Origin of the sequence: Thioclava litoralis (genome assembly GCF_045278885.1) — a bacterium.
Taxonomy (GTDB): Bacteria; Pseudomonadota; Alphaproteobacteria; order Rhodobacterales; family Rhodobacteraceae; genus Thioclava; species Thioclava litoralis.
In genome coordinates this window covers 2,059,504-2,082,785 of record NZ_CP135443.1, presented here as the reverse complement: position 1 = coordinate 2,082,785, position 23,282 = coordinate 2,059,504, and the positions used below count along the sequence as shown (strand labels likewise).

22 protein-coding genes and 4 tRNA genes are annotated in these 23,282 nt (G+C 60.4%); 22 read left to right on the top strand and 4 right to left on the bottom strand.

The genetic code is table 11. The annotated features are described in order from the left end of the window. Positions 1 to 227: 227 nt before the first annotated feature. Positions 228 to 3,662, top strand: a complete 3,435-nt coding sequence (locus RPE78_RS10295) for a pyruvate carboxylase (RefSeq protein ID WP_406720491.1) — start codon at positions 228 to 230, stop codon at positions 3,660 to 3,662. 52 nt (positions 3,663 to 3,714) lie between these two features. Here RPE78_RS10295 and RPE78_RS10290 read toward each other — a convergent pair whose 3' ends face one another. Further along, positions 3,715 to 3,912 (bottom strand): CsbD family protein, encoded by a 198-nt coding sequence (locus tag RPE78_RS10290; RefSeq protein WP_339109386.1) that lies wholly within the window; start codon positions 3,910 to 3,912, stop codon positions 3,715 to 3,717. A gap of 457 nt (positions 3,913 to 4,369) precedes the next feature. Here RPE78_RS10290 and RPE78_RS10285 point away from each other — a divergent pair. From RPE78_RS10285 to RPE78_RS10200, 18 genes are all read left to right on the top strand, one after another. Continuing rightward, a tRNA-Gly gene (locus RPE78_RS10285) sits at positions 4,370 to 4,444 on the top strand. A 42-nt stretch (positions 4,445 to 4,486) separates the two neighbouring features. Continuing rightward, positions 4,487 to 4,561, top strand: a tRNA-Gly gene (locus RPE78_RS10280). 19 nt (positions 4,562 to 4,580) lie between these two features. Continuing rightward, positions 4,581 to 4,655, top strand: a tRNA-Gly gene (locus RPE78_RS10275). Between the two features lie 144 nt (positions 4,656 to 4,799). Beyond that, entirely contained in the window at positions 4,800 to 5,297 is a 498-nt protein-coding gene (locus RPE78_RS10270) for an HPP family protein (protein WP_339109384.1), read from the top strand. Positions 5,298 to 5,300: 3 nt separating this feature from the next. Beyond that, the gene (locus RPE78_RS10265; RefSeq protein WP_406720490.1) at positions 5,301 to 5,831 is read left to right on the top strand and encodes a TetR/AcrR family transcriptional regulator; all 531 of its coding nucleotides are present in this window, start codon (positions 5,301 to 5,303) and stop codon (positions 5,829 to 5,831) included. A gap of 72 nt (positions 5,832 to 5,903) precedes the next feature. Further along, positions 5,904 to 6,491, top strand: a complete 588-nt coding sequence (gene hisB / locus RPE78_RS10260; protein WP_339109382.1) for an imidazoleglycerol-phosphate dehydratase HisB — start codon at positions 5,904 to 5,906, stop codon at positions 6,489 to 6,491. Beyond that, the gene (gene hisH, locus RPE78_RS10255) at positions 6,491 to 7,129 is read left to right on the top strand and encodes an imidazole glycerol phosphate synthase subunit HisH (protein ID WP_406720489.1); all 639 of its coding nucleotides are present in this window, start codon (positions 6,491 to 6,493) and stop codon (positions 7,127 to 7,129) included. The genes hisB and hisH overlap by 1 nt, the downstream gene beginning before the upstream one ends. A gap of 15 nt (positions 7,130 to 7,144) precedes the next feature. Next, the gene (hisA, locus tag RPE78_RS10250; RefSeq protein ID WP_406720488.1) at positions 7,145 to 7,864 is read left to right on the top strand and encodes a 1-(5-phosphoribosyl)-5-[(5-phosphoribosylamino)methylideneamino]imidazole-4-carboxamide isomerase; all 720 of its coding nucleotides are present in this window, start codon (positions 7,145 to 7,147) and stop codon (positions 7,862 to 7,864) included. 94 nt (positions 7,865 to 7,958) lie between these two features. Beyond that, positions 7,959 to 8,720 carry an imidazole glycerol phosphate synthase subunit HisF gene (gene hisF / locus RPE78_RS10245; RefSeq protein ID WP_339109379.1) on the top strand — a complete coding sequence of 254 codons (762 nt, stop codon included), beginning with the start codon at positions 7,959 to 7,961 and terminating at the stop codon, positions 8,718 to 8,720. Further along, a complete protein-coding gene (locus tag RPE78_RS10240; RefSeq protein ID WP_406720487.1) occupies positions 8,717 to 9,031 on the top strand; it encodes a phosphoribosyl-ATP diphosphatase in 315 nt (104 codons plus the stop codon). The genes hisF and RPE78_RS10240 overlap by 4 nt, the downstream gene beginning before the upstream one ends. Positions 9,032 to 9,088: 57 nt before the next feature. Beyond that, on the top strand, positions 9,089 to 9,559 hold the full coding sequence (locus RPE78_RS10235; protein WP_406720486.1) for a TerB family tellurite resistance protein: 471 nt from the start codon (positions 9,089 to 9,091) through the stop codon (positions 9,557 to 9,559). Positions 9,560 to 9,678: 119 nt separating this feature from the next. Beyond that, positions 9,679 to 10,473, top strand: a complete 795-nt coding sequence (locus RPE78_RS10230; protein ID WP_339109376.1) for an amino acid ABC transporter ATP-binding protein — start codon at positions 9,679 to 9,681, stop codon at positions 10,471 to 10,473. Between the two features lie 49 nt (positions 10,474 to 10,522). Continuing rightward, positions 10,523 to 11,242 (top strand): transporter substrate-binding domain-containing protein, encoded by a 720-nt coding sequence (locus RPE78_RS10225; RefSeq protein ID WP_339109375.1) that lies wholly within the window; start codon positions 10,523 to 10,525, stop codon positions 11,240 to 11,242. 39 nt (positions 11,243 to 11,281) lie between these two features. Then, positions 11,282 to 12,163, top strand: a complete 882-nt coding sequence (locus RPE78_RS10220; RefSeq protein ID WP_339109374.1) for an ABC transporter permease subunit — start codon at positions 11,282 to 11,284, stop codon at positions 12,161 to 12,163. Then, positions 12,160 to 12,990, top strand: coding sequence for an ABC transporter permease subunit (locus RPE78_RS10215; protein ID WP_339109373.1), 831 nt, complete (start codon positions 12,160 to 12,162; stop codon positions 12,988 to 12,990). The genes RPE78_RS10220 and RPE78_RS10215 overlap by 4 nt, the downstream gene beginning before the upstream one ends. Positions 12,991 to 13,300: 310 nt before the next feature. After that, positions 13,301 to 14,299: a TRAP transporter substrate-binding protein DctP gene (gene dctP / locus RPE78_RS10210; protein WP_339109372.1), complete on the top strand. Its 999-nt coding sequence runs from the start codon at positions 13,301 to 13,303 to the stop codon at positions 14,297 to 14,299. A 71-nt stretch (positions 14,300 to 14,370) separates the two neighbouring features. Then, complete coding sequence (locus RPE78_RS10205) at positions 14,371 to 15,033, top strand: TRAP transporter small permease (RefSeq protein ID WP_339109371.1); 663 nt, start codon at positions 14,371 to 14,373, stop codon at positions 15,031 to 15,033. After that, on the top strand, positions 15,030 to 16,334 hold the full coding sequence (locus RPE78_RS10200; protein WP_339109370.1) for a TRAP transporter large permease: 1,305 nt from the start codon (positions 15,030 to 15,032) through the stop codon (positions 16,332 to 16,334). The genes RPE78_RS10205 and RPE78_RS10200 overlap by 4 nt, the downstream gene beginning before the upstream one ends. Positions 16,335 to 16,405: 71 nt before the next feature. Here RPE78_RS10200 and RPE78_RS10195 read toward each other — a convergent pair whose 3' ends face one another. The 3 genes from RPE78_RS10195 to rlmB all read right to left on the bottom strand — a co-directional run bounded on the left by RPE78_RS10195 (position 16,406) and on the right by rlmB (position 18,575). Next, positions 16,406 to 16,984: a cupin domain-containing protein gene (locus RPE78_RS10195; RefSeq protein WP_339109369.1), complete on the bottom strand. Its 579-nt coding sequence runs from the start codon at positions 16,982 to 16,984 to the stop codon at positions 16,406 to 16,408. Between the two features lie 151 nt (positions 16,985 to 17,135). Next, positions 17,136 to 17,561, bottom strand: coding sequence for a CoA-binding protein (locus RPE78_RS10190; RefSeq protein ID WP_339109368.1), 426 nt, complete (start codon positions 17,559 to 17,561; stop codon positions 17,136 to 17,138). A 216-nt stretch (positions 17,562 to 17,777) separates the two neighbouring features. Then, the gene (gene rlmB, locus RPE78_RS10185) at positions 17,778 to 18,575 is read right to left on the bottom strand and encodes a 23S rRNA (guanosine(2251)-2'-O)-methyltransferase RlmB (protein WP_339109367.1); all 798 of its coding nucleotides are present in this window, start codon (positions 18,573 to 18,575) and stop codon (positions 17,778 to 17,780) included. Between the two features lie 138 nt (positions 18,576 to 18,713). Between rlmB and RPE78_RS10180 the strand changes: the two genes are divergently transcribed. The 3 genes from RPE78_RS10180 to RPE78_RS10170 all read left to right on the top strand — a co-directional run bounded on the left by RPE78_RS10180 (position 18,714) and on the right by RPE78_RS10170 (position 23,198). Next, a tRNA-Tyr gene (locus RPE78_RS10180) sits at positions 18,714 to 18,797 on the top strand. Positions 18,798 to 18,928: 131 nt separating this feature from the next. Beyond that, entirely contained in the window at positions 18,929 to 19,921 is a 993-nt protein-coding gene (locus RPE78_RS10175; protein ID WP_339109366.1) for a hypothetical protein, read from the top strand. Between the two features lie 190 nt (positions 19,922 to 20,111). Beyond that, the gene (locus tag RPE78_RS10170) at positions 20,112 to 23,198 is read left to right on the top strand and encodes a hypothetical protein (protein ID WP_406720485.1); all 3,087 of its coding nucleotides are present in this window, start codon (positions 20,112 to 20,114) and stop codon (positions 23,196 to 23,198) included. Positions 23,199 to 23,282 lie beyond the last annotated feature (84 nt).

The window sequence follows — 23,282 nt, the reverse complement described above, 5'->3', positions numbered from 1 at the left end:
GGCCCTGCTTTGCCCGAAGCGGGGCATCTGTCAATAGCCTGCCGGATCGGTGTGCCGCGGCAGGTCGCGAACGCTGCAAAAATCGACGTCGCGGGGCCGTTCGGGCAAAATGCGAAGTTTTGGTAAAAAAAACTTTCCGGTTTTGCATATTTTCAAAGCATGAAGACTTGCGCTGCACTGCGGCATCGCTAGGCTTCGGCCTGGACGAGTAGGAGGAGAATGGCTCGATGTTCGAAAAGATCCTTGTTGCCAACCGAGGCGAGATTGCCATCCGCGTGATGCGCGCCGCCAATGAACTGGGTAAGAAGACCGTTGCGGTCTATGCCGAAGAAGACAAGCTGGGCCTGCACCGGTTCAAGGCCGACGAAGCCTATCAGATCGGCAAGGGGCTCAGCCCCGTCGGCGCCTATCTGGCGATTGACGAGATCATCCGCGTGGCCAAGCTCTCGGGTGCGGATGCGATCCATCCCGGTTACGGTCTGCTGTCGGAGAACCCCGATTTCGTGGAAGCCTGTGCCAAGAACGGCATCACCTTCATCGGCCCCAAGGCCGAAACGATGCGGGCTTTGGGCGACAAGGCCTCGGCGCGGCGTGTGGCGATCAAGGCCGATGTGCCGGTGATCCCCGCGACCGAAGTGCTGGGCGATGATTTCGACGCGATCAAGGCAGAGGCCGCCGAGATCGGCTATCCGCTGATGCTGAAGGCCTCTTGGGGTGGTGGCGGGCGCGGCATGCGTCCGATCAACGGCCCCGAGGAGCTGGTGGAGAAGGTCCGCGAAGGCCGCCGCGAGGCCGAGGCCGCCTTTGGTAATGGCGAGGGCTATCTGGAGAAGATGATCCTGCGTGCCCGCCACGTCGAGGTGCAGCTTCTGGGCGATACGCATGGCCATCTCTATCATCTTTACGAACGCGACTGCACCGTGCAGCGCCGCAACCAGAAAGTCGTCGAGCGCGCCCCTGCCCCCTATCTTTCGCCAGAGCAGCGCGAAGAGGTCTGTGCACTGGCGCTGAAAATCGGTCAGGCTGTGGGCTATCAGAACGCAGGCACCGTTGAATTCCTGATGGATATGGACACCGAGAAGTTCTACTTCATCGAGGTCAATCCGCGCGTGCAGGTGGAACATACCGTCACCGAAGAGGTGACCGGCATCGACATCGTGCAAAGCCAGATCCGCATCGCGGAAGGCGCCACTCTGGCCGAAGCGACGGGCGTCGCCAGTCAGGCGGATGTGCACCTTCTGGGCCATGCGATGCAATGCCGCGTGACCACCGAAGATCCGCAGAACAACTTCATCCCCGATTATGGCCGCATTCAGGCCTATCGCTCGGCCACGGGTAATGGCATCCGTCTGGATGGCGGCACCGCCTATGCGGGCGGCGTGATCACCCGCTATTATGACAGCCTTCTGGTCAAGGTCACCGCCCGTGCGCCGACGCCGGAACAGGCGATCTCGCGCATGGACCGTGCGCTGCGCGAATTCCGCGTGCGCGGGGTGTCGACCAATATCGATTTCGTCATCAACCTGCTCAAGCATCCGACCTTCCTGGATATGAGCTATACGACGAAATTCATCGATACCACGCCGGATCTATTCGACTTCAAGACCCGCGCGGACCGCGGCACGAAGATCCTGAACTACATCGCCGATATCACCGTGAACGGGCATCCGGAAACGACAGGTCGTGCCAAGCCTGCGGCCGATGCCAAACCGCCTGTCCTGCCCGATCTCGGCGGCACGGTGAAACCCGGCACGCGCAACCTGCTGGAAGAAAAAGGCCCGCAGGCCGTAGCTGACTGGATGAAGGCACAGACGAAGCTGCTGCTGACCGACACCACCATGCGCGACGGCCACCAATCGCTGCTGGCGACGCGGATGCGGTCGATCGATATGATCAAGGCCGCACCGGTCTATGCGGCCAATCTGGGCGATCTCTTCTCGGTCGAGTGCTGGGGCGGTGCGACCTTCGATGTGGCTTACCGCTTCTTGCAGGAATGCCCGTGGCAGCGCTTGCGCGACATTCGCGCGGCGATGCCCAATGTGATGACGCAGATGCTGCTGCGCGCCTCGAATGGTGTGGGCTATACCAACTACCCCGATAATGTGGTGCAGTTCTTCGTGAAACAGGCCGCGACCTCGGGCGTGGATGTGTTCCGCGTCTTCGATAGCCTCAACTGGGTCGAGAATATGCGCGTCGCGATGGATGCGGTGATCGAGGCGAATAAGGTCTGCGAAGGTACGATCTGCTATACCGGCGATCTTCTGGATCCGGCGCGGTCAAAATACGACCTGAAATACTATGTCGGCATGGCGAAAGAGCTTGAGGCCGCAGGCGCCCATATTCTGGGGCTGAAGGATATGGCGGGGCTTCTGAAACCCACTCAGGCCGGAATGCTAGTGCGCGCCTTGAAGGAAGAGGTCGGCCTGCCGATCCATTTCCACACGCATGACACCTCGGGCGTGGCGGGGGCGACCATTCTGGCAGCCGCCGAAGCCGGTGTGGATGCGGTCGATGCGGCGATGGATGCGTTTTCGGGCGGCACCTCGCAACCCTGCCTTGGCTCGATCGTCGAGGCTCTGCGCCATACCCCGCGCGACACGGGGCTGGATATCGGAACCATCCGCCGCATGTCGAACTATTGGGAGGCCGTGCGCGGCCAGTATGCGGCCTTTGAATCGGGCATGCAGGCCCCTGCATCGGAGGTCTATCTGCATGAGATGCCCGGCGGGCAGTTCACCAACCTCAAGGCTCAGGCCCGCTCGCTTGGGCTGGAAGAGCGCTGGCACGAGGTCGCTCAGGCCTATGCCGATGCCAACCAGATCTTCGGTGATATCGTGAAGGTGACCCCTTCGTCCAAGGTTGTGGGCGATATGGCGCTGATGATGGTGGCACAGGGGCTGACCAAGACCGATGTGCTCGACCCCAAACGCGAGATGTCCTTCCCCGATTCGGTGGTGGATATGCTGCGCGGCAATCTGGGCCAACCGCCCGGAGGCTGGCCGGAAGCAATCTCGAAGAAGGTGCTGAAAGACGAGCGCCCCTCGACCGAACGTCCCGGCCTGCACCTGCCTGCCGTTGATCTGGAAGAGACCCGTGCGAAACTTTCGGCGGAACTGGACGGGGCCGAGATCGATAACGAGGATCTCGCCGCCTATCTCATGTATCCGAAGGTCTTCACCGATTATGCCCGCCGCCACGAGACCTATGGTCCGGTGCGTGCGCTGCCCACGCCGGTGTTTTTCTACGGGATGGAACCTGCCGACGAGATTGCGGTGGAAATCGACCCCGGCAAGACGATGGAAATCCGCTACCAGACGGCCAGCGAGACCGACGAGAAGGGCGATGTGAAGGTCTTCTTCGAACTCAACGGCCAGCCGCGCGCCGTGCGCGTGCCCAATCGCAGCGTCAAGGCCGCAACGAAAGCGGCCCCCAAAGCGGATGCGGGCAACCCCAACCATATCGGTGCGCCGATGCCGGGGGTCGTGGCCTCGATCGCGGTCTCTGTCGGACAGACGGTCAGCCAAGGCGACCTGCTTCTGACCATCGAAGCGATGAAAATGGAGACGGGCCTCTCGGCGGATCGCGACGCGGTGGTGAAAGCGATCCACGTCACCCCCGGCGCGCAGATCGATGCGAAAGATCTTCTGATCGAGCTGGAATAACAAAAAAGGCGCCCACCAGATCCGGTGGGCGCCTTTTTCAGAAGCGGAAGGCTCAGAGCTTATCGAAGAAGCGGTTGACCTCGTGCTTGGCCTCGTCTTTCGTCTTGCCATATTTCTGCTGGATCAGGCCTTCCAGCTTTTCGCGATTGCCATTGGCTTCGGCGATTTCGTCATCGGTCAGCTTGCCCCATTGCGCCTTGACCGAGCCGGTGAGTTCTTTCCATTTGCCTTCGATCATATCGGTATTCATCGCATTTCCTCCATGCAAAGCGCGTCAAGCGCGGTTCATGGTGCTAACCCGCAAGTTGCGCTTGGGTTCCGTCGCCGGTTTCACACCGGCTTTCCCAGATCCACTATTTTCCGAAACTCATCGGCAGGAATGACTCTGACCGCCCGCTGAACGGCCCCGCCGGGCACCATGCTTCACCATCTTAACCTAAGCGCCTGTAATATAATGTATTATCTTCAATCCGATCATCATACACAGAATTCGGTTTATACAACAAAATCAAATTGGCCATTATCGGCTGCTCCCTTTCTTCAGACATAAGGCGAAACCAGCCAACCAATCCTACGTGTCGTTTGCGTGCTCTGCGCAGCTTACAGTGCTCGGCTACGGAGTGAATGGGAAAGATTTTTTGCAATTCCGGATTTTTCCCCTTGCAGGTCCGCGCGCCATCCCTTAAATCGCCCCTCACCGAAACGGTGCGGGCGTAGCTCAGGGGTAGAGCATAACCTTGCCAAGGTTAGGGTCGGGCGTTCGAATCGCCTCGCCCGCTCCAATTCGGTAAAACCCAGCCTCGAAAGAGGTTTTGTCGTGAAGTGCGGGCGTAGCTCAGGGGTAGAGCATAACCTTGCCAAGGTTAGGGTCGGGCGTTCGAATCGCCTCGCCCGCTCCACGACAACACATAGCTCGGTGCGGGCGTAGCTCAGGGGTAGAGCATAACCTTGCCAAGGTTAGGGTCGGGCGTTCGAATCGCCTCGCCCGCTCCAATCAAAAGGCCTCCCTCGCGGGAGGCTTTTTGTTTTTCCCCATATCGCCATTTTCATCCCAGATCCGGAATTGCACTTTGACACTGCCGACACCGCGATGTAATGATCGTTTCACATAATGGAATGATCATTACAGGACGCCCCATGCCCGTTTTTCACCGCTATCTGCCACAGCCCACATTCAAAGCCATAGCCCTCTCCGGCCTCGGCGGCTTTGCGGCCATTGCTGCACTAGCTCTGGGCAGCAATGAAACCAGCCTTTTGCTGCTGATGGCCCCGTTCGGGGCAAGCTGCGTGCTACTTTTCGCCGCGCCATCGGCCCCGCTCTCGCAGCCGATGAACGTGATCGGTGGCCATCTCGTCGCCAGCCTGACCGGCCTGTGCCTGCGGCTGGCGCTGCCCGAAAGCTGGTGGGCGCTGGCGCTTGCAGTCGGGCTGGCCATCGCGCTTATGGTCGCCTTGCGGGTCACCCACCCGCCAGCAGGGGCCGACCCGCTGATCGTCTTTGCCACCGATCCGGGCTTCATGTTCCTGCTCACGCCAGTGTTGCTGGGGGCGGTCAGCCTTGTGGGGATTGCGATCGTCTTCCACAAACTGCAGGGCGTCGCCTACCCCACCCCCCTCCCGCAACGGAAGAGCTGAGCGATGCCCGACAAGCCAGACCTCATCCGCCAGCTTGCCGAACTGTTCCGGACCTATGGCTACGAGGGGGCCAGCATCGGCATCATTGTAGACAAGACCGGCGCGGGGCGCAGCTCGCTGTACCATTTCTTCCCTGGCGGCAAAGCGGATATGGCCCGTGCGGTTCTGGCCGATATCGACCAGTGGTTCGAGGCACATATCTTTACCCCGCTGCGGCATGACCCGCCGGAGACTGCGATTGCGCATATGTTCCATGCGGTGACGCGCTATTTCCATGACGGCCAGAGGATCTGCCTTGTGGGGGCTTTCGCGCTGGACCAGACCCGCGACCAGTTCGCCGCCCAAGTGCGGGGCTACTTCCGCGACTGGCAGGCGGCCCTTGCGCAATGTCTGGAACGCGGCGGCCTCTCTCCCGAAACAGCGCAGGCGCGCGCCATACAGATGCTGGCGGCGATACAGGGCGGCATCGTTCTGGCCCGCGCCACGGGCGACAATGCCGCATTTACCGCCGCAATCGCGCCTTTTACGCCGTGATCGGCGGCGCTCCCCTTGGCAAGGCCTGATCCCCCGCCCTATAAGGCCCTCAAGACAACAAGGGATAGGCCCATGCGCAAGGCGACCATCACCCGCAAGACCCATGAGACCGCGATCGAGGTCACCCTCGATCTGGACGGCACCGGTGTCTATGACAACCAGACCGGCGTTGGCTTCTTTGACCATATGCTGGACCAGCTCTCGCGGCACTCGCTGATCGATATGACGATCCGCGCAGAGGGCGATTACCATATCGACGATCACCACACGGTCGAGGATGTGGGCATTGCGCTGGGTCAGGCGCTGACACAGGCTTTGGGCAACAAGAAGGGCATCAACCGCTACGGCCATTTCGCGCTGGCGATGGATGATACGCAGGTGCGTGCGGCGCTGGATCTTTCGGCGCGGCCCTATCTGGTATGGAACCTGCCCTTCCCGACCGACAAGATCGGCATGTTCGACACCGAGCTGGTGCGCGAGTTCTTCCAAGGCTTCTCGACGCATGGCGGGATCACCCTGCATGTCGATCTGGTGCATGGGATCAACAGCCACCATATTGCCGAGGCCGCCTTCAAAGCGGTAGCCCGCGCCCTGCGTATGGCGGTCGAGACCGACCCGCGCATGGCGACTTCGCTGCCCTCGACCAAAGGGGCGCTGTGATGACCCTGACAGCACTTGTCGATTACGACAGCGGCAACCTGCATTCGGCGCAGAAAGCCTTCGAGCGGATGGCCCGCGAGACCAATGCCGGCACGATCGTGGTGACCTCGGACCCTGATGTGGTGGCCAAGGCCGACCGTATCGTGCTGCCGGGCGATGGGGCGTTTCCGTCCTGCCGTGCGGCGCTGGAGAATTTTACGGGGCTATACGAGGCAATCTCTGAGGGGGTCAGCACTGGCAAGCCCTTCATGGGGATCTGCATCGGCATGCAGATGCTGGCAACCCGCGGGCTGGAATTCACCGAGACCCAAGGCTTTGGCTGGATACCAGGTGAGGTGGTGAGGATCACCCCTGCGGATAGCGCGCTGAAGGTGCCGCATATGGGCTGGAACGATCTGGTGATCGACCATGCGCATCCGGTCTTCGAAGGCGTCAAGACGGGCGATCACGCCTATTTCGTCCATAGCTACCATTTCCGCGTGGCGGATCCGGCGCATCGGCTGGCCCATGTGGATTACGCAGGCGATGTGACCGCCATTGTGGGGCGCGACAATATCATCGGCACCCAGTTCCACCCCGAGAAATCTCAGGCCACTGGCCTGCGCATTATCGCCAATTTCCTCGGCTGGAAGCCGTAAGTACCGGAGACGATCATGATCCTTTATCCCGCCATCGACCTTAAAGACGGCCAATGCGTGCGCCTTCTGCATGGTGACATGGACAAGGCCACCGTCTTTGGTGATGACCCTGCCGCTCAGGCTGCGAAATTCGAGGCCGCTGGCTGCGAGTGGGTGCATCTGGTGGACCTCAACGGGGCCTTTGCGGGCGAGCCGGTGAATGCTGCTGCCGTCGAGGCCATTCTGGCGCGTATCAAAGTGCCTGCCCAGCTGGGCGGTGGTATCCGCGATATGGCCACGATCGAGCGCTGGCTGGATAAGGGGCTGAGCCGTGTGATCCTTGGCACTGTCGCGGTGGAGAACCCAGACCTCGTACGCGAGGCGGCGAAGGCGTTTCCGGGCAAGGTGGCCGTGGGGATTGATGCGCGCAATGGCCGCGTGGCCACCAAGGGCTGGGCGGAAGAGACCGATGTGATAGTCACCGATCTGGCGAAATCTTTCGAGGATGCTGGCGTGGCGGCGATCATCTACACCGATATCATGCGTGATGGTGCGATGGGTGGCCCGAATATCGAGGCGACCGAGGCTTTGGCGCGAGCGGTGTCGATTCCGGTGATTGCTTCGGGTGGGGTATCGTCTTTGCCCGATCTGGTGGCGTTGCGCGATACCGGCGTGATTGCCGGGGCGATCTCGGGGCGGGCGATTTATGATGGTGCGCTGGATCTGGGCGCGGCGCTGACCGCGCTGAAGGGCTAAGGGGCTCTGCCCCCTCTTGGGCCTTTCGGCCCAATTCACCCCCGGGATATTTCAGGCAGCTGGAAACCCGGGGAGCGCGAAAGGAGCGCGAGATATGCTGAAGACGCGGATTATTCCCTGTTTGGACGTGGCGGATGGCCGTGTCGTGAAGGGTGTCAATTTCGTCAATCTGGTGGATGCGGGCGACCCTGTGGAGGCGGCCAAGGCCTATGATGCGGCGGGCGCGGATGAGCTGTGTTTTCTGGACATCCATGCGACCCATGAAAACCGTGGCACCATGTATGATCTGGTGCGCCGCACCGCCGAGCAGTGCTTTATGCCTTTGACCGTTGGGGGCGGTGTGCGCAGCCATGAGGATGTGCGCAAACTGCTTCTGGCGGGGGCGGATAAGGTGTCTTTCAATTCGGCGGCGGTGAATGACCCCGATGTGATTGCGGCTTCGGCCGATCGTTTCGGCAGCCAATGCATCGTCTGCGCGATTGATGCCAAAACCGTCGAGCCCGGGCGTTGGGAGATTTTCACTCATGGCGGGCGTAAATCGACCGGGATTGATGCGGTGGAATTTGCGCGCACTGTGGCGGCGAAGGGCGCGGGGGAGATCCTGCTGACCTCGATGGATCGCGACGGGACACGGGCCGGTTTCAACCTGCCCCTAACGAAGGCGATTTCCGATGCGGTGGATGTGCCGGTGATTGCCTCGGGCGGTGTGGGGAACTTGGACCATCTGGTGGAAGGTGTGACCAAGGGGGGGGCGAGCGCGGTTCTGGCCGCGTCGATCTTCCATTTTGGCGATTATACGATTGGCGAGGCCAAAGAGCATATGGCGCGCGCCGGAATTCCGATGAGGCTGTCATGAATACACTAGAGAAACTTTACGAGACGGTTGCCTCGCGCAAAGGGGCGGACCCTGAAACGTCGTGGACGGCCAAGCTGTTTGCGAAAGGCCCCGAGAAATGCGCCGAGAAATTCGGGGAAGAGGCCGTTGAGGCGATCATCGAGGCGGTGAAAGGCGACCGCGAGCGTCTGACCTCGGAGGCGGCGGATGTGCTTTACCACCTGATGGTGATGCTGGCCGCACGGGATGTCACGCTTGATCAGGTGATGGCCGAGCTGGAACGCCGTGAGGGCATCTCGGGGATTGCCGAAAAAGCCGCACGCCCGAAGTAACACCCGCCAAACGGCGCTGTGATTTGCCCGCGTAGGGAACCGGATTAAGATTGTTACATGTTCAAATCTCTTCTTGCGGCCCTGTCCGCGCCTGACCCTGATCCGCTGAATACCGAAGATTGCGAGCTTGCTCTGGCCGCACTTCTGGTGCGTCTTGCGCGGGCCGATGAAACCTATAGCGAGGCCGAACGCGAGCGTATCCATCGCGTTCTGATCGGGCGCGGCCTTGATGCAAAGGCCGCCCTCGAATTGCGCCACGCGGCCGAAGACCTGGAAGCACAGGCCCCCGATACCGTGCGCTTTACCCGTGCCTTGAAAGACAAGGTGCCCTATGGCGACCGCTCGGCCATTCTGGAGGCATTGTGGGAAGTGGCGCTGGCCGATGGCGCGCGCGATGCCGATGAGGATGCACTGATCCGGCTGACCTCGAAGCTGCTGGGCATCACCGATGTGGATTCCGCCCTTGCCCGCCAGAGGGTCGAGAAACGCCATGACACCGGCTCTGCACCGCAGCGACCTATTGCTTAAAAAATAGGCACGAAATCAACTTAGCCGTAAAATTCAACTAAATACCGTATCCGGGATTGCCTCTTATATGCTCTTTGCTGCAATTTGGTGCAAAGAAGCCGACTTAGAGAAGGTTCCCCGTGACAGTTGACCCCCGCTCAGCCCCGACGGATGCTGTTATTGAAATCCGTAATCTTTATAAGAGCTACGGGCAGCTTGAGGTGCTTCGCGGCGTTTCGATCGAGGCGAAGCGCGGCGAGGTCGTCTCGCTGATCGGCTCGTCCGGTTCCGGAAAATCCACCCTTTTACGCTGCTGCAACCTGCTGGAAGACAGTCAGGGCGGCGAGATCCTGTTCAAGGGCGAAAAGGTTCAGTGGCGCGGCGCGGGAATGAGCCGCCGTCCGGCAGATCGCAAGCAGGTCACGCGGCTGCGCACCAATCTGTCCATGGTGTTCCAGCAATTCAATCTATGGTCGCATATGACCATTCTGCAAAATGTCATGGAAGCGCCGGTGACCGTGCTGGGACGTGACCCGAAAGAGGTCGAGCCGCTGGCGCGCAACTATCTGGCGAAGGTGGGGATCGGGGACAAATGCGATGCTTGGCCTGCCCAGCTTTCGGGAGGCCAGCAACAGCGGGCGGCCATCGCGCGCGCGCTGTGTATGCAGCCCGAAGCCCTGCTTCTGGACGAGCCGACCTCGGCGCTTGATCCCGAATTGCAGCAGGAGGTGGTCAAGGTCATCAAGGATCTTGCCAAAGAGCACCGCACGATGATCCTCGTGACCCATGACATGCGATTGGCGCGGGATGTCTCGGACCATGTCGTGTTTCTGCATCAGGGGAAACTTCTGGAAGAAGGTCCGCCCGAAGAGGTCTTCGGTGCGCCGAAATCCGAGCGCCTGCAGCAATTCCTGTCAGCCACCGCACCGGCCTGACACACCGTTCTTCATCCATAAAGACCACAAAAACCTACAGGGGAATCCGATGAAAAAACTTCTTTTGGCCGCGAGTGCCCTGACGCTTTGTGCCAGCGCGGCGCTGGCGCAGGATGTCGTGCGTATGGGGACCGAGGGCGCCTACCCTCCCTATAACTACATCGACGATAACGGTCAGGTCGCGGGTTTTGAACGCGAGCTGGGCGACGAGCTTTGCGCCCGTGCCGAACTGACCTGCGAATGGGTCACCAATGATTGGGATTCGATCATCCCGAACCTTCTGTCGGGCAATTACGACACGATCATGGCGGGCATGAATATCACCGAAGAACGTGCCAAGACGATCGACTTCACCGAAAACTACACCCCGCCTGCGGCCTCGAAATATCTGGCCCTTGACGAGACGACCGATCTGAAAGGTGCGATGGTGGCGGCACAGGTCAACACCTTGCAATCGGAATATGTGGCCTCGGCGGGCCAGACCCTGATGGAATTCGCCACGTTGGACGATTCGGTTGCGGCCGTGCGCAATGGCGAGGCAGATGCGGTCTTTGCCGATTATGACGCGCTGAAACCCTTCGCCGAGCAGGGCGATCTGCATTGGGTCGGCAAGGATGTGCAACTGGGCGATGGCGTCGGCATGGGCTTGCGCAAATCGGATACCGCACTGAAAGCCAAATTCAATACCGCCATCGAGTCGATGAAGAAAGACGGCACCCTGAACGAACTCATCGTCAAGTATTTTGGCGACGACGCACAAACCTATTAAGGACATGCGGGCGGGCTTGTCCCGCCCCTTATTCCCCAGATGTTCGAAAGCTGCACAGACCCTTCAGCCCTCTCCGGCCTCGGCTGGCTCTTATGCTATCTGACCACCGGCAAGCACCTGCTTTTCTATGCCTCCTTCGGCACGGTTCTGGCGCTTTTGGTGATCACTGCCCCTATCGCTCTGGCTTTCGGCTTCGGCGGGGCCTTGGCGGCGCGTTCGCGGCTGTGGCCCTTGCGGGTTTTCGGCAAAGCTTATACCGCGATGGTTCGCGGCATTCCCGACATCATCTTTTTCCTATTCGTCCCGATCGCTTTGGATCAGGGGCTGGAATATCTACGCCACATCACGCTCTGCCCCGACTGGACAGAGCCGGTGCGCCAGAACATGAACTTCCTCGTCTGCCCCGCTGCAAAACTTCCGCCCAATTCCGCCCCCCAGATCGTCCATGAAATCTACGGGTTCATTCTGGCAGTTGTGGCATTTTCGGTGGTTTTCGGTGCTTTTGCGGCCAATGTGCTGTTCGGAGCGATGAATGCCGTGCCGCGCGCGCAGCTTGAAACCGCCGAAGCCTACGGGCTGACACAGCGCCAGATCACCCGACGCATCCTGATCCCGCAGATGTGGGTCTATGCCATGCCGGGGCTGTCGAATTTGTGGATGATCCTGATCAAGGCCACGCCGCTGCTGTTCCTGCTGGGCGTCGAGGATATCGTCTACTGGGCCCGCGAGCTGGGGGCCACGAAATCCGGCATCTATGATTTCCCGCATCCCGACTGGCGGATCTGGTACTTCCTTGCCCTGCTGGTGTTCTATCTGCTGATGACCAAAGTCTCGGAATGGGTCTTCGACCGGATCAATACGCGGCTCTCGCGCGGGCAGGCCACTCTGGCCGGAGAAAAGATGCGAAAGGCTTCGATATGAGCGATAGCTGCTTCCAGATCATCCATGATTACGGTCTGCGCTCGATCGGGCTTGGCGAAAGAATGCTGCCGCGCACCGATTTAACACTCTGCCACGAATTCACCCTGATCGGCTCGGGGATGCTGTGGAATATCTATTTTGGTGTGCTGGCTCTGGCTCTGGGCTTTCTGTTCGCCACCGCGCTGGCCGTTGGCAAGACCGCCGAACAGGCATGGATCCGCAAACCGGCAGACTGGTTTGTCTTCCTGTTCCGTGGTTCGCCGCTGTTCATCCAGTTCTTTCTGGCCTACGAACTGCTGACCTCGCTGCCCAAAAGCGGCATCGACGTGCTGGGGATCACCATCGAGACCTCGTGGATCACCCGTGCTTGGGCCGGAGCGACCTTGGTGCTGTTTCTCAACACCTCGGCCTATGCCGCCGAGATCTTCTATGGTGCGCTGCGCTCCATTCCCAAGGGAGATCTGGAAGCTGCGGATGCCTATGGGTTCTCGGGGTGGAAGAAATTCCGCAAGATCACATGGCCGACCATGCTGCGGCTGGCGTGGCCGTCCTATACGAACGAAGCTATCTTCCTGTTCCACTCGACGGCGCTGGTCTTCTTTTCCGGCTTCCCCGCCTTCCGGCAACAGGGCGATGCGCTTTATTATGCCAGCTATCTGGCCGACAAGACGTTCAACCCCTTTGTCGCCTACCCGATTGCCGCGTTCTATTTTATCTGCCTGACGCTGACCGTGATCACGATTTTCGGGCTCATCAATCGCCGCCTGAACCGCCATATGCCGGGCGCAGTCGCGAAATTGAAGATTCGGCCCATACTTTTGCGCTAAGGCTCGGAAAAAACCACAATATATAAAACACTGCCGAACATTGCCCTTCGCGATGTTCGGCAGTTTGCAAAACAAGCCTGCTTAGGGAAAAAACTTAACCTATATTTGCTTAAATTCGCGCCAGTCACCGCCGCGTGATGATTAATATATATGCATCTTTGTAATAAAATTTGTGGCCTCGGCAGAAGTTTGCACGAATATTTCCCCGATACAGTGGATCGTTGTTTAATATATTTGTGTAACAAGACCGTGCATGTTAGCCAAAACCGGTTATCGGTCCTTTGGACCTACAACAGGGGAAAAAATTAACATGTCGATCAAGACTCTTCTTCGCGCAACCAGCGCAGCCGCTTTCTGTGCGCTTGCCAGCTTCGCGCCCGCCCACGCAAAAGACACGTTCATTCTGGCGCATGCCATGAACACCGAACACGTGTTCCACTCGCTCTCCGAGGAATTCATTGCCGACTTGGGCGATGACATCAATGTCGACTATCATCCCGCCGGTGATCTGGGCGACTGGACCTCGCTGTTCGAGCAAACCATGCAAGGCGTCGTGCCGATGAGCCTGACCTGGGGCGCATCCGAGTTCGATCAGCGCCTCGATCTCAGCTGGCTCGGCTATGTTGTGGACAACTGGGACGACGCGAAGCGCGTCTATGGCCCCGGCTCGGATATGCTTTCGGTCTATAACGACATCCTGCACGATATGGGCCTGCATGCCATCGGCCTGATCCCGACCGATTTCGGGTCTGTGGTCATCCGTAAGGGCGTCAAGGCGCGTCCGGTCAACTTCCCTGCCGATGCGGCAGGCGTGAAGATCCGCGTCCCCGGTGTCGCAATCGCAGTGGACCGCTTCTCCAATCTCGGGTTCTCGGCCGTGCCGATCCCGCTGGCCGAAGTCTACACCGCATTGCAGCTGGGCACCGTTGATGCCCGCGCCTTCTCGACCGCTGTCGAGACCTACAACATGCGCGACGTTCTGGATGCCAACATCCTGACCAACGACTATTTCGAAACCGCCTTCTGGCTGGTGAACGAAGACTGGTGGGATGGCCTGCCCGAAGACGAGCGTAACGAAATTCAGGCGGCTGCCGATAAGGTCATCGACCATGCATGGGTCGAAGCCAAAGCGAAAAGCGACGAATATATCCAGAAATCGGCAGATGCCGGTGTCGAGATTGTTCACCTGAACGACGAACAGATGGCCGCTGCCAAGAAGATCGTTTACGATACCGAATGGCCGGAAATGGAAAAAGTGGTTGGCCCCGAGATCATGGGCAAACTGCGTAAAGCTGCGGGCATCGAGTAATCTCTGCCTGTGTCGTCCCGGCGTTGTCTGACAACGCCGGGTTTCTTTTTCCTGATCCTCCGAAGGCTTTCATGACCCGTTCATCCAAGCAGCATCCGCGCGAACCGGTCGGCGCGGATTCCTATATCTATGTCGCTGAAATCGACCCGACCGAGATCCCCGATCAACTGACAGCCATTCCCGAATGGCAGCCCACAGGCTTCTACAAAGCCGTCCTGTCGGCAGAGAAAGTTCTGGCGGGGATTATCTTTACCGCCTTATTCGTGTTCGGCCTCGCTCTGGCCGGGCTGATGTTCGCGCAGGTTCTTCTGCGCTATGTCTTCCATTCGCCCTTCGTCGGCATTGAAGAGATCGCCCTTCTTTTCGGGGTGTGGACCTATTTTCTGGGCATGGCCTATGTGACCCGCAACGGCGAGCATATCCACGGCGGCATCCTGACGCTGGTGGTCAAGAACCCGCGCGCCATCCAGCTTGTGCGCATCGTGATGACGGTGCTTTCGCTGATCGCTGCGGCGGTTTTCGCCTATTACGCCATCCGCTATGCCATGTTCGAAATCGACAAGAACCGCATGAGCTCCTACATGCGCTGGCCGCGCTGGCTGTGGTCGTCGTCACTGATTTTCGGTTTCGGCGGCATGGTTCTCTATCTGGCCCTGCAATTCGTTAACCAGATCTGCGTCTTCCGCAATCCTGTCCTGTTGGCGGCGAGCCAGTCGAAAGGGTCCGAGCAATGACCATCTTCTTCCTCTCTATGGCGCTTGTCGTCATCCTGCTGCTGGCGGAAATGCCGATTGCGCTGGCCTTCGGGACGGGCGCGCTGATCTTCGGGCTGGCAAGCGGCTCGGATGTATCCTTCCTGCTGCCTTACGCCTATCAGACCACCTCCAGCTTCGCCCTTCTGGCGCTGCCGCTCTTTGTTCTGGCGGGGACGCTGATGGCCGAAGGCGGAATCTCCGAACGCCTTCTGAACTTCGTGAACTCGCTTGTCGGGCGCGTCAAAGGCGGCCTCGGGGCCGTGACCGTGATCACCTGCGCCTTGTTTGGCGCGATCTCGGGGTCGTCTTCGGCAGCCATTGCCGCGATCGGCCAGATCATGATCCCGCGCATGGTGCGCGAAGGCTACCCCGCAGGACATGCGACAGCCCTTGTGGCATGTTCTTCGGTGCTGGCGCTGATGATCCCGCCCTCGATCCCGATGATCGTTTTCGCGATCACCGGCGGCCTGTCGGTCGGGGCAGCCTTCCTGTCGACGCTCGTGCCCGGCCTGCTTCTGGCACTGATCTATGTCGTGCTGAACTTCGTCTTCTTGCGGAATGTCGACACGATCAAGGTCGAAGAAAAGCTCGACTTCCAGCAATCGGTGCAGAATATCGGCCGTTCGGGCCTCAAGGCGTTCTGGGCCTTGCTGATGCCGGTTCTGATCCTTGGCGTGATCTATTCGGGGATCGCCACGCCGACCGAAGCTGCCGCCATCGCGCTGGTCTACGCCATTCCGGTGGGCTTCTTCATCTATAAGGGGCTGACGGTGCGCAGCTTCGCCACCTCCTTCGTGCGCTCGGCCATCACCACCGGATCCATCATCTCGGTGCTGTTCTTCCTGTTCATGATGAGCCGCGCGATGATCTTGCAGCAGATCCCGAAAGAAGTGGCCGAGGCCATGCTGTCGCTGTCGGACAACAAGATCGTCATCTTGCTGCTGATCAACGTCGTGCTGCTGTTCATCGGGATGATCGTGGATGACATCTCGGGCTCGGTTCTGGCCGCAATCATCTTCCTGCCGGTCATCAACCATCTGGGCGTGCACCCGATCCACTTTGCCGCCATCGTCGGCACCAATCTGGGTCTGGGCAACGTCTCGCCGCCCTGTGCGCCGATGCTCTATATGGCGGGGGGGGTCTCGAAACTGACGCTTGATAAATATATCAAACCGACGATGAAATTCCTGATCTTCGGGCACCTGCCGATGACCATGATCGTCACCTTCTGCCCCGATCTGTCGCTTTGGCTGCCGCGCCTGTTGATGGGCATCCAGTAAAACTGTCGCCGGATCCGACAAATGAAAACGCCCGAGGAATTCCTCGGGCGTTTTTTCATGCAGCAGACAGATCAGAAGGTTGGCGGCGTACAGGCGCTGATCACCACACAACGTTCCGAGCCGATATTGCGGAAACGATGCGGCTTGGTGCTGGCAAATTTATACCCGTCCCCGACCTGCAGCACCTCGACCTCGCCATCGACTTCCAAAAGCAGCTCTCCCTCGACCACGAACCCCGCTTCCTCGCCCTCATGCGTATAGGGCTCGCCCGTATCGGCGCCGGGCTCATAGGTCTCGTAAAGCATCAGCAGGGAGCTGCCCTGACTATAGCCCAATCGCCGCAGCGTGGCCGCACTGGACAGCGGGTTGATCCCCGCCCCGTCCACCTGCTCGGGGGTGATTTTTTCCAACTCGTTGTGGCGGAACACGAACTTGTCCACCACCGCCGCATCGCTCTCGAAGAATTCCGACAATGTCAGATCCAGCGCCTCAAGAATTTTCTTGAGGGACGAGATCGACGGACTGGTCTTATTGCCCTCGATCAACGAGATCATCCCATTGGTAATGCCCGACTTTGTCGCCATTTCCCGCTGTGACATCTTGCGCGCCTTACGAACCGCGCGCAATCTCGCACCCACATCAAATTCCATCGCCTGTCCCGTTTGTCTTTTCACTTCCGGCACATTTTCATAGCAGTGCTTTTGAATTTTGACGAGAAAATCGCGCAATTTCACGCATTTGCAGTGATTTTATTCGGTCAGTGCAAAAATATTAAGCAGCCACTGCAAGATCTATTGGTTTTTACAGGCCAAGTCGCGGCATTTCGATCTTCGGACAGCGATCAGCCACCACGGTTTTGCCCGCCTGTCGCGCCAGAGCTTCGGCCTCCTCGTTGCCGACACCGATCTGCATCCAGACCACCTGCAGATGCGGCAGATGGGCCAAGGCGTCGCGGGTGATGTCCGGCATGGCCTCCGACCGGCGGAAGATATCCACCATATCCACCTCGATCTCCGGCGGGATCGCGGCAAGATCGGCATATACGGTTTCACCCAAGGCCGTCTGCCCCGCAAGGCCGGGATTAACGGGGATCACCCGATAGCCTTTGGCCTGTAGAAAACGGGCCACCATATGCGACGGCCTGTCGGGATGCGCGGAATAGCCGACCAGGGCGATGGTCTTGGTGGTTGCGAATATCTCGCGCAGCTTGGCATCAGAAACCATCATATCCTCCGGTAACGCCCTGCCCCAGAAAAAAGCGCCCAGACCATAAGGCCGGGCGCGAGTGCGGAACGAGGGACAGTGTTCGAAGCGCAGTGGTTCCGATACTGCGCCTCCTGTCATTCAAGTTAGAAAGCATCCGGGCAATTAAAAGGCCACAATCTTGAAATCGCGCGCATGTGAACGACGGAAGCGCATTTTTCCTCGAATGTGGCGCTTGGGTCACGCTTTGGTGGTGCCGCGATTCTGGGCCGCATAAAGCGCCACGGCGGCCGCGTTCGACACGTTGAGCGACCCGAAATCTGCAGCAAACGGGATTTTCACCAGATGATCGCACAGCTCGCGCGTGCGCTCGCGCAGCCCCGGCCCTTCGGCGCCCATCACCAGAGCAATCGGCAGATCGGGCGATTTTGCCAGACCTTCGGCCAAAGTCATCTCGGCCTCGCCCGCCAGACCATAGACAACATAGCCGATCTTCTGCAGCTCTTCGATGGCATCGCCCAGATTCTTCACCCGCAGATAGGGCTGGCGCTCCAGCGCCCCCGAGGCGGTTTTCGCCAGAGCCCCTGTCTCGGGGGCCGAATGGCGATGCGGTGCCACCACGGCACGCGCCCCGAATACCTCGGCAGAGCGCAAGATCGCCCCCACATTATGCGGGTCGGTGACACGGTCCAGCAGGACCACCACCGGCGATGCCTGCCCCGGCTCGCACAAATCCGTCACCTTACCCCAATCAAGCGGCTTCACTTCCAAAGCCGCCCCCTGATGGACCGAATCCTCGGCAATGGGCACATCTTTCGCAAAGCGGCGCACATCGACGATTTCCGGCTCCATACCGGATTGCGCGATCGCCTCGGCCAGTTTGTCAGCCGCATTCTTCGACAGGACAAGGCGCAGACGGGTGCGATCAGGGTTTACAAGCGCATCCCGCACCGCATGCAGGCCGAACAACCAGACGGTTTCGGCTGCCGCTGCGCGTTTGGAGCGTTCTTTATCGATAACCCAAGCCGGCTTTTTCATCGGATTCCCCTTATATACTTGATCTTCTTCCTGCGCATTTGCGCGACGATTGGCAAGCCCGAGAAAGAGTTGCAAGAAAAATGAAAAAAGGCGCTTGACGCTCCCGATCACTGTCCGTAAAAGCCCCCTCACAGCGTCGGGTGACGTGCTGCAAGGTGCGGCAGCGGACTGTAACTCCGCCGGGGAGACCCATGCCTGGTTCGATTCCAGGGTCACCCACCACTACCCTCTAAGGGTTTGGTGAGACGCTGTAAGCTCCTGAAAATCCGCGAAATATTCGAAAGACATTCTGGCATTATCCGTGCTAGTCTGACTCGTATTATAAATATTCCATAATTCCGGAGCGCCTTTGCATGTCGATGCCAAAGACCCAGAAAGACTTCATCGTATTCTGCGTCGCGCAGCAGGGGCGGCTGGAACATGAGGCCGTGATTTTCGTGCGCTCGTTCCGGGCCTGCAATCCCGATTTCAAGGGGCGGCTCATCGTGGCCGAGCCGACAGGCGCGCGCTGGTCGCAGCCAACGGCCATCTCTGCCGAAACCCGCGCCCTGCTGGAGGCCGAAGGCGCCGAGATCATCAGCTTCGAGAACCGGCATTTCGGCGAGAGCTACCCCTATGGCAACAAGATCGAGGCCCTGCTGGCACTCCCCCCAGAGCCCTTCCTTTTTTTCGACACCGATACCGTCTTTACGGGGCCGCTCAGCGATCTGGCGATCGATTTCGACTATCCCACAGCTTCCATGCGCCGCGAAGGCACATGGCCCGAGCCTCCGCTGTACGGGCCGGGCTATCATGACATCTGGAAGTGCCTCTATGACCGCTTCGAGATCCCCTTCGAGCCGACACTCGACCTCGGACAGCCGGAAGAATACTGGGAGCGGTTCCTCTATTTCAATGCGGGCTGGTTTCTGGGGGCGGATGCGCAGGAATTCGGCACGCGCTTTCTGCGCTATGCCCTGTCGATCCGCGACAATACCCCTGACGAGCTGGCCTGCCAGTCGCTTGACCCGTGGCTGGACCAGATTGCCCTGCCGCTTGTGATCGCCTCCTTGGGAGGTGGCCGCCCCGGACCGGAACTGGCGGGCCTCGACAGCCTGACATCCTGCCATTACCGCACGCTGCCTCTGCTCTATGCCCGCGAAAGCGATGCCGCGATCGCGATGGTCGAAGAGGTCTGCACACCGAACAAGGTGAAAAAAATCCTGAAAGCCTATGAGCCGATCAAGAAGCTCGTGCTGCAAGGCAAGGGCAAGAAGATCCGCGCGCTCTTCGACCAGAACGACCTGCCCCGCCGCGAAAAAGTGATCCGTAACGCGATCAAGCGCGAGGGCCTGTGGCTGCGCTAAATCCTAGCGGGAAAAGTGCCGCGCGCCCTGCCAGATTTGGCTGCTCCAACCGGCAGCGCCTCGCCGATATGGCGATCAATTTCTTCGTTGTCAGTGGTTCGCCGCTTTTCTTGAAGGCCGTTCTCGGCTACCAGTAACAAAACACCAAAACGGTGCTTACAGGCACCGATGAGACGCACCGAGCTAGACCATGAAACCTCAATTCGCCCTGAATTTCTCGGCAGAGAATGTCAGTCTCCTTGAACGCCATCAATATGGCTGGTCAGAGCATGGTCAGGTATCGATTGGTGACGCCGAAACGCTGGAAAGCGAGATGTCGAAGCTGCGCGCCAAAGCGGTCCAGCTGGGCGGCCAGGGCTTCACCACCAAGCTTGCGATTCCCGCGACGCAGATCCTCTATACGGCGGTGCATGCGCCCGGCCCCACCATTGCCGAGCGCCGCCGCCAGATCGAAGCCGCGCTGATCGACATGACGCCTTATCCGGTCAGCGATCTGGTATTTGACTGGTCCGGCCCCGGAAAGACCGTGCATGTGGCCGTGATCGCCCGCGACACGCTGCGCGAGGCGGAGGATTTTGCCGAAACCCACGGGATGCGCCCCGTGTCTTTCGTAGCGATCCCCAAGGGCGAGGAATTTGTTGGCGAGCCGTGGTTCGGCATGACAACATTCGCGCCGGACTATCTGGCACAGGGCGAACATGTGCAGCCCGATACCGATGCGATGGTGATCTGCACCCCCGAAGACGGGGCGGCCGCCTTTGCCGCCGCAGCCGCGCGCGCGGCGCAGAATGACCAGCTTATGGCCGAACAAGCGGCCCGCGAAGCCGAAGAAGCAGCCTATACCTCTGCGGATATTCCCCCCGCACAAGACCCTGCGCCGCAACCGCCAGAGCCGGAACAGCCAGAGCCGGAGCTGCCCACGCCAGATCTGCCAGAGCCGGACCTGCCCGCGCCCGAGCTTCCTCCGGCAGAGGACCTGCCCGCACCGGACTATCCGCCACAGGAGCTGCCACAGCCCGCGCCACCACAGCCCGAGCTGCCGGTTCCTCCAGCCGAACCGGAGAGCCCTGCCCCATCCGAATTCACCACGCCCGCCGCGCCGCAATGGCAAGACGCCCCCGAAGACAGCCCTCCTCCACCGTCGCTGGCAGAGGAACTGGCCGAATATGGTCAGGAGCCGGCAGACGAGCCTTGGCAGGACCGTCAGTGGGACGATCGCGATTTCGGCACCGAATCCGGCCCCTATGCCGAGGACGAGGACGGTTTCGCGCAGACGCCCTCGATGTCCGCACCCGCCGCACCGCAAAACCAGTGGCATAATAACGGCTCGGACCGCATCTCGATTCCGGAAAGCGACCTTGACCGCCTGCGGGCGGAATTCGGTGTGGATCGTCCGGAAGAACTGCCGGGCAGCGAAGCCCCACTTTCCGCGCATATGTCCGAAGGCACGGCGGCAGGTGCAGGCCCGACCCGCAAGCTCTCAGGGGCGCGCCGTGATATGCCGGTCTCGGGACAGGCCGCCGGACCCGCCCTTTATGCCGAACGCGAAACGGCAGAGCCCCGCCATAGTGCAGCCGATCTTGTGGCGCAGTCAGAGCATCGCGACAGCCGCGCCGCAGGGCGCAAGGACAAACCGGCCCGCAAAGAGGGCGCGCTGCGCAAGCCCGTGGCCGATCCGGCGTTCGACACGCCCGCAGTGTCGCGCCGACCTCTGGCCGAGGATTCCCCGCCCCTCTCGGGGGCACGCGACGGGCGCGACAGGATCTCGATCACCGCGCGAGTCGGCACCACGCCCCCCTCCGCCGAGGACGAAACCGACGCGCCGACGCGCGATCTGGGTGACACCATCGGCGGCAAGCCCCGCTATCTGGGCCTTATCCTGACGGGTGCGTTGATCCTTGTTCTGGCCATTATCGCCATGCTGATGGGCGGAGAAGACACGACCGACCCCGCGCAGACCGATGTCAGCGCCACCGAACAGCAGGCGCTATCACCGACGGCGCTTGCGGAGGCCGGCTCGGAACAAACCTCCACAGCCGAGAGCACGCCCGCGCAAGGCGTTCCGGCGGTACAGCCCCAAACGTCCCCGACCGGCACGGGGCAAGAGGCTGCCGCTCAGGCCTTGACGGGGCATGTCGACACCCTCAGCACACCGCCCAAACGCGATCCCGAGCCAACAGCCCCCGCTGCGCCGCCGCCCTATAACCAGCTTGCCCGCGTGCAGGCAGATGGCACGGTCACGCCGACCCCCGAAGGGGTCCTGATGCCCGGAAAATTCATGCTGGTGGCAGGCAAGCCGGACCGCCTGCCGCGCGCCCGTCCGGAGGATGTCAAATTCGCCTATAGCGAGGCGACCGGCAAACCGATGCCCTATCAGGCACCGGCTCTCAAAGGCAAAACACCGAAAGCCCGTCCCGCTGCGGTCGAGAAAGCCGCGCAAGCGGCGCAGGACAAACCGGCTTCCGCTGCTGCGCCCGAAGCCACCGCGGCGCCGGTTGCGGACACCAAGACCGCCCCCCCGACCCCCACGACCCCCGATGCGAAACCGCTTGCCAAGCCCGAGCAGGTAAAGGAGCAGACAAAGGCCGAGGCATCGCAAGACGCCAAAGCTGCCGAAGAGGCCCCTGTCGAACAGGCGCGCGCAGTGGTCAATGATCCGCGCTTGTCCAGCGCCTCGCCGCTCAGGGCGCGCCCTGCGGCTGTGGCCGATGCCGCCAAGGCCGAGGCCGACCGTCGCGCCGCCGAAGAAAAAGCCGCGCAGGACGCGCAAGCTGCGATGGCATCGGCCACCGATCAGGCGGTCACCGTCTCGCGCCGACCGATGGGACGCCCGCAGAATTTCTCGAGTGCGGTGCAATCCGCTTTGGCCGCCGCTATGGCCAACCGGCCTGCCGAAGCCGCCCCTGCCCCGAAAGCGCCCGCAGCCCCCAAGGCCGCCCCCAAACCCGCCCCCGTGCAGACCGCGCGCTCGGCCCCGACTGCGCCTGAAGCGGATGACGAGCCCGAGGCGAAAGCCGCGCCCAACATGCCCACGGCCGCCTCTGTCGCCAAAGCGGCAACGGATGATAATGCGATTCGTCTCAATCAGGTGAACCTGATCGGCGTCTATGGCAGCCAGAGCAACCGCCGTGCCCTGTTGCGGATGCCCAACGGGCGGTTTGTGAAAGTGCAGATCGGGGATCGCTTCGATGGCGGTCAGGTCACAGCCATTAATGACAAGTCGCTGACCTACCAGAAAGGCTCGAAAGCGTACCGGATCAACCTGATCGACGGCTGATCCTTGCCCATCGCTTGGGCGTGAGCAGGTATTGCGACGCATTACACGGAAAATCCAGTTTTTCCGGACCGCTATCTGGACTAG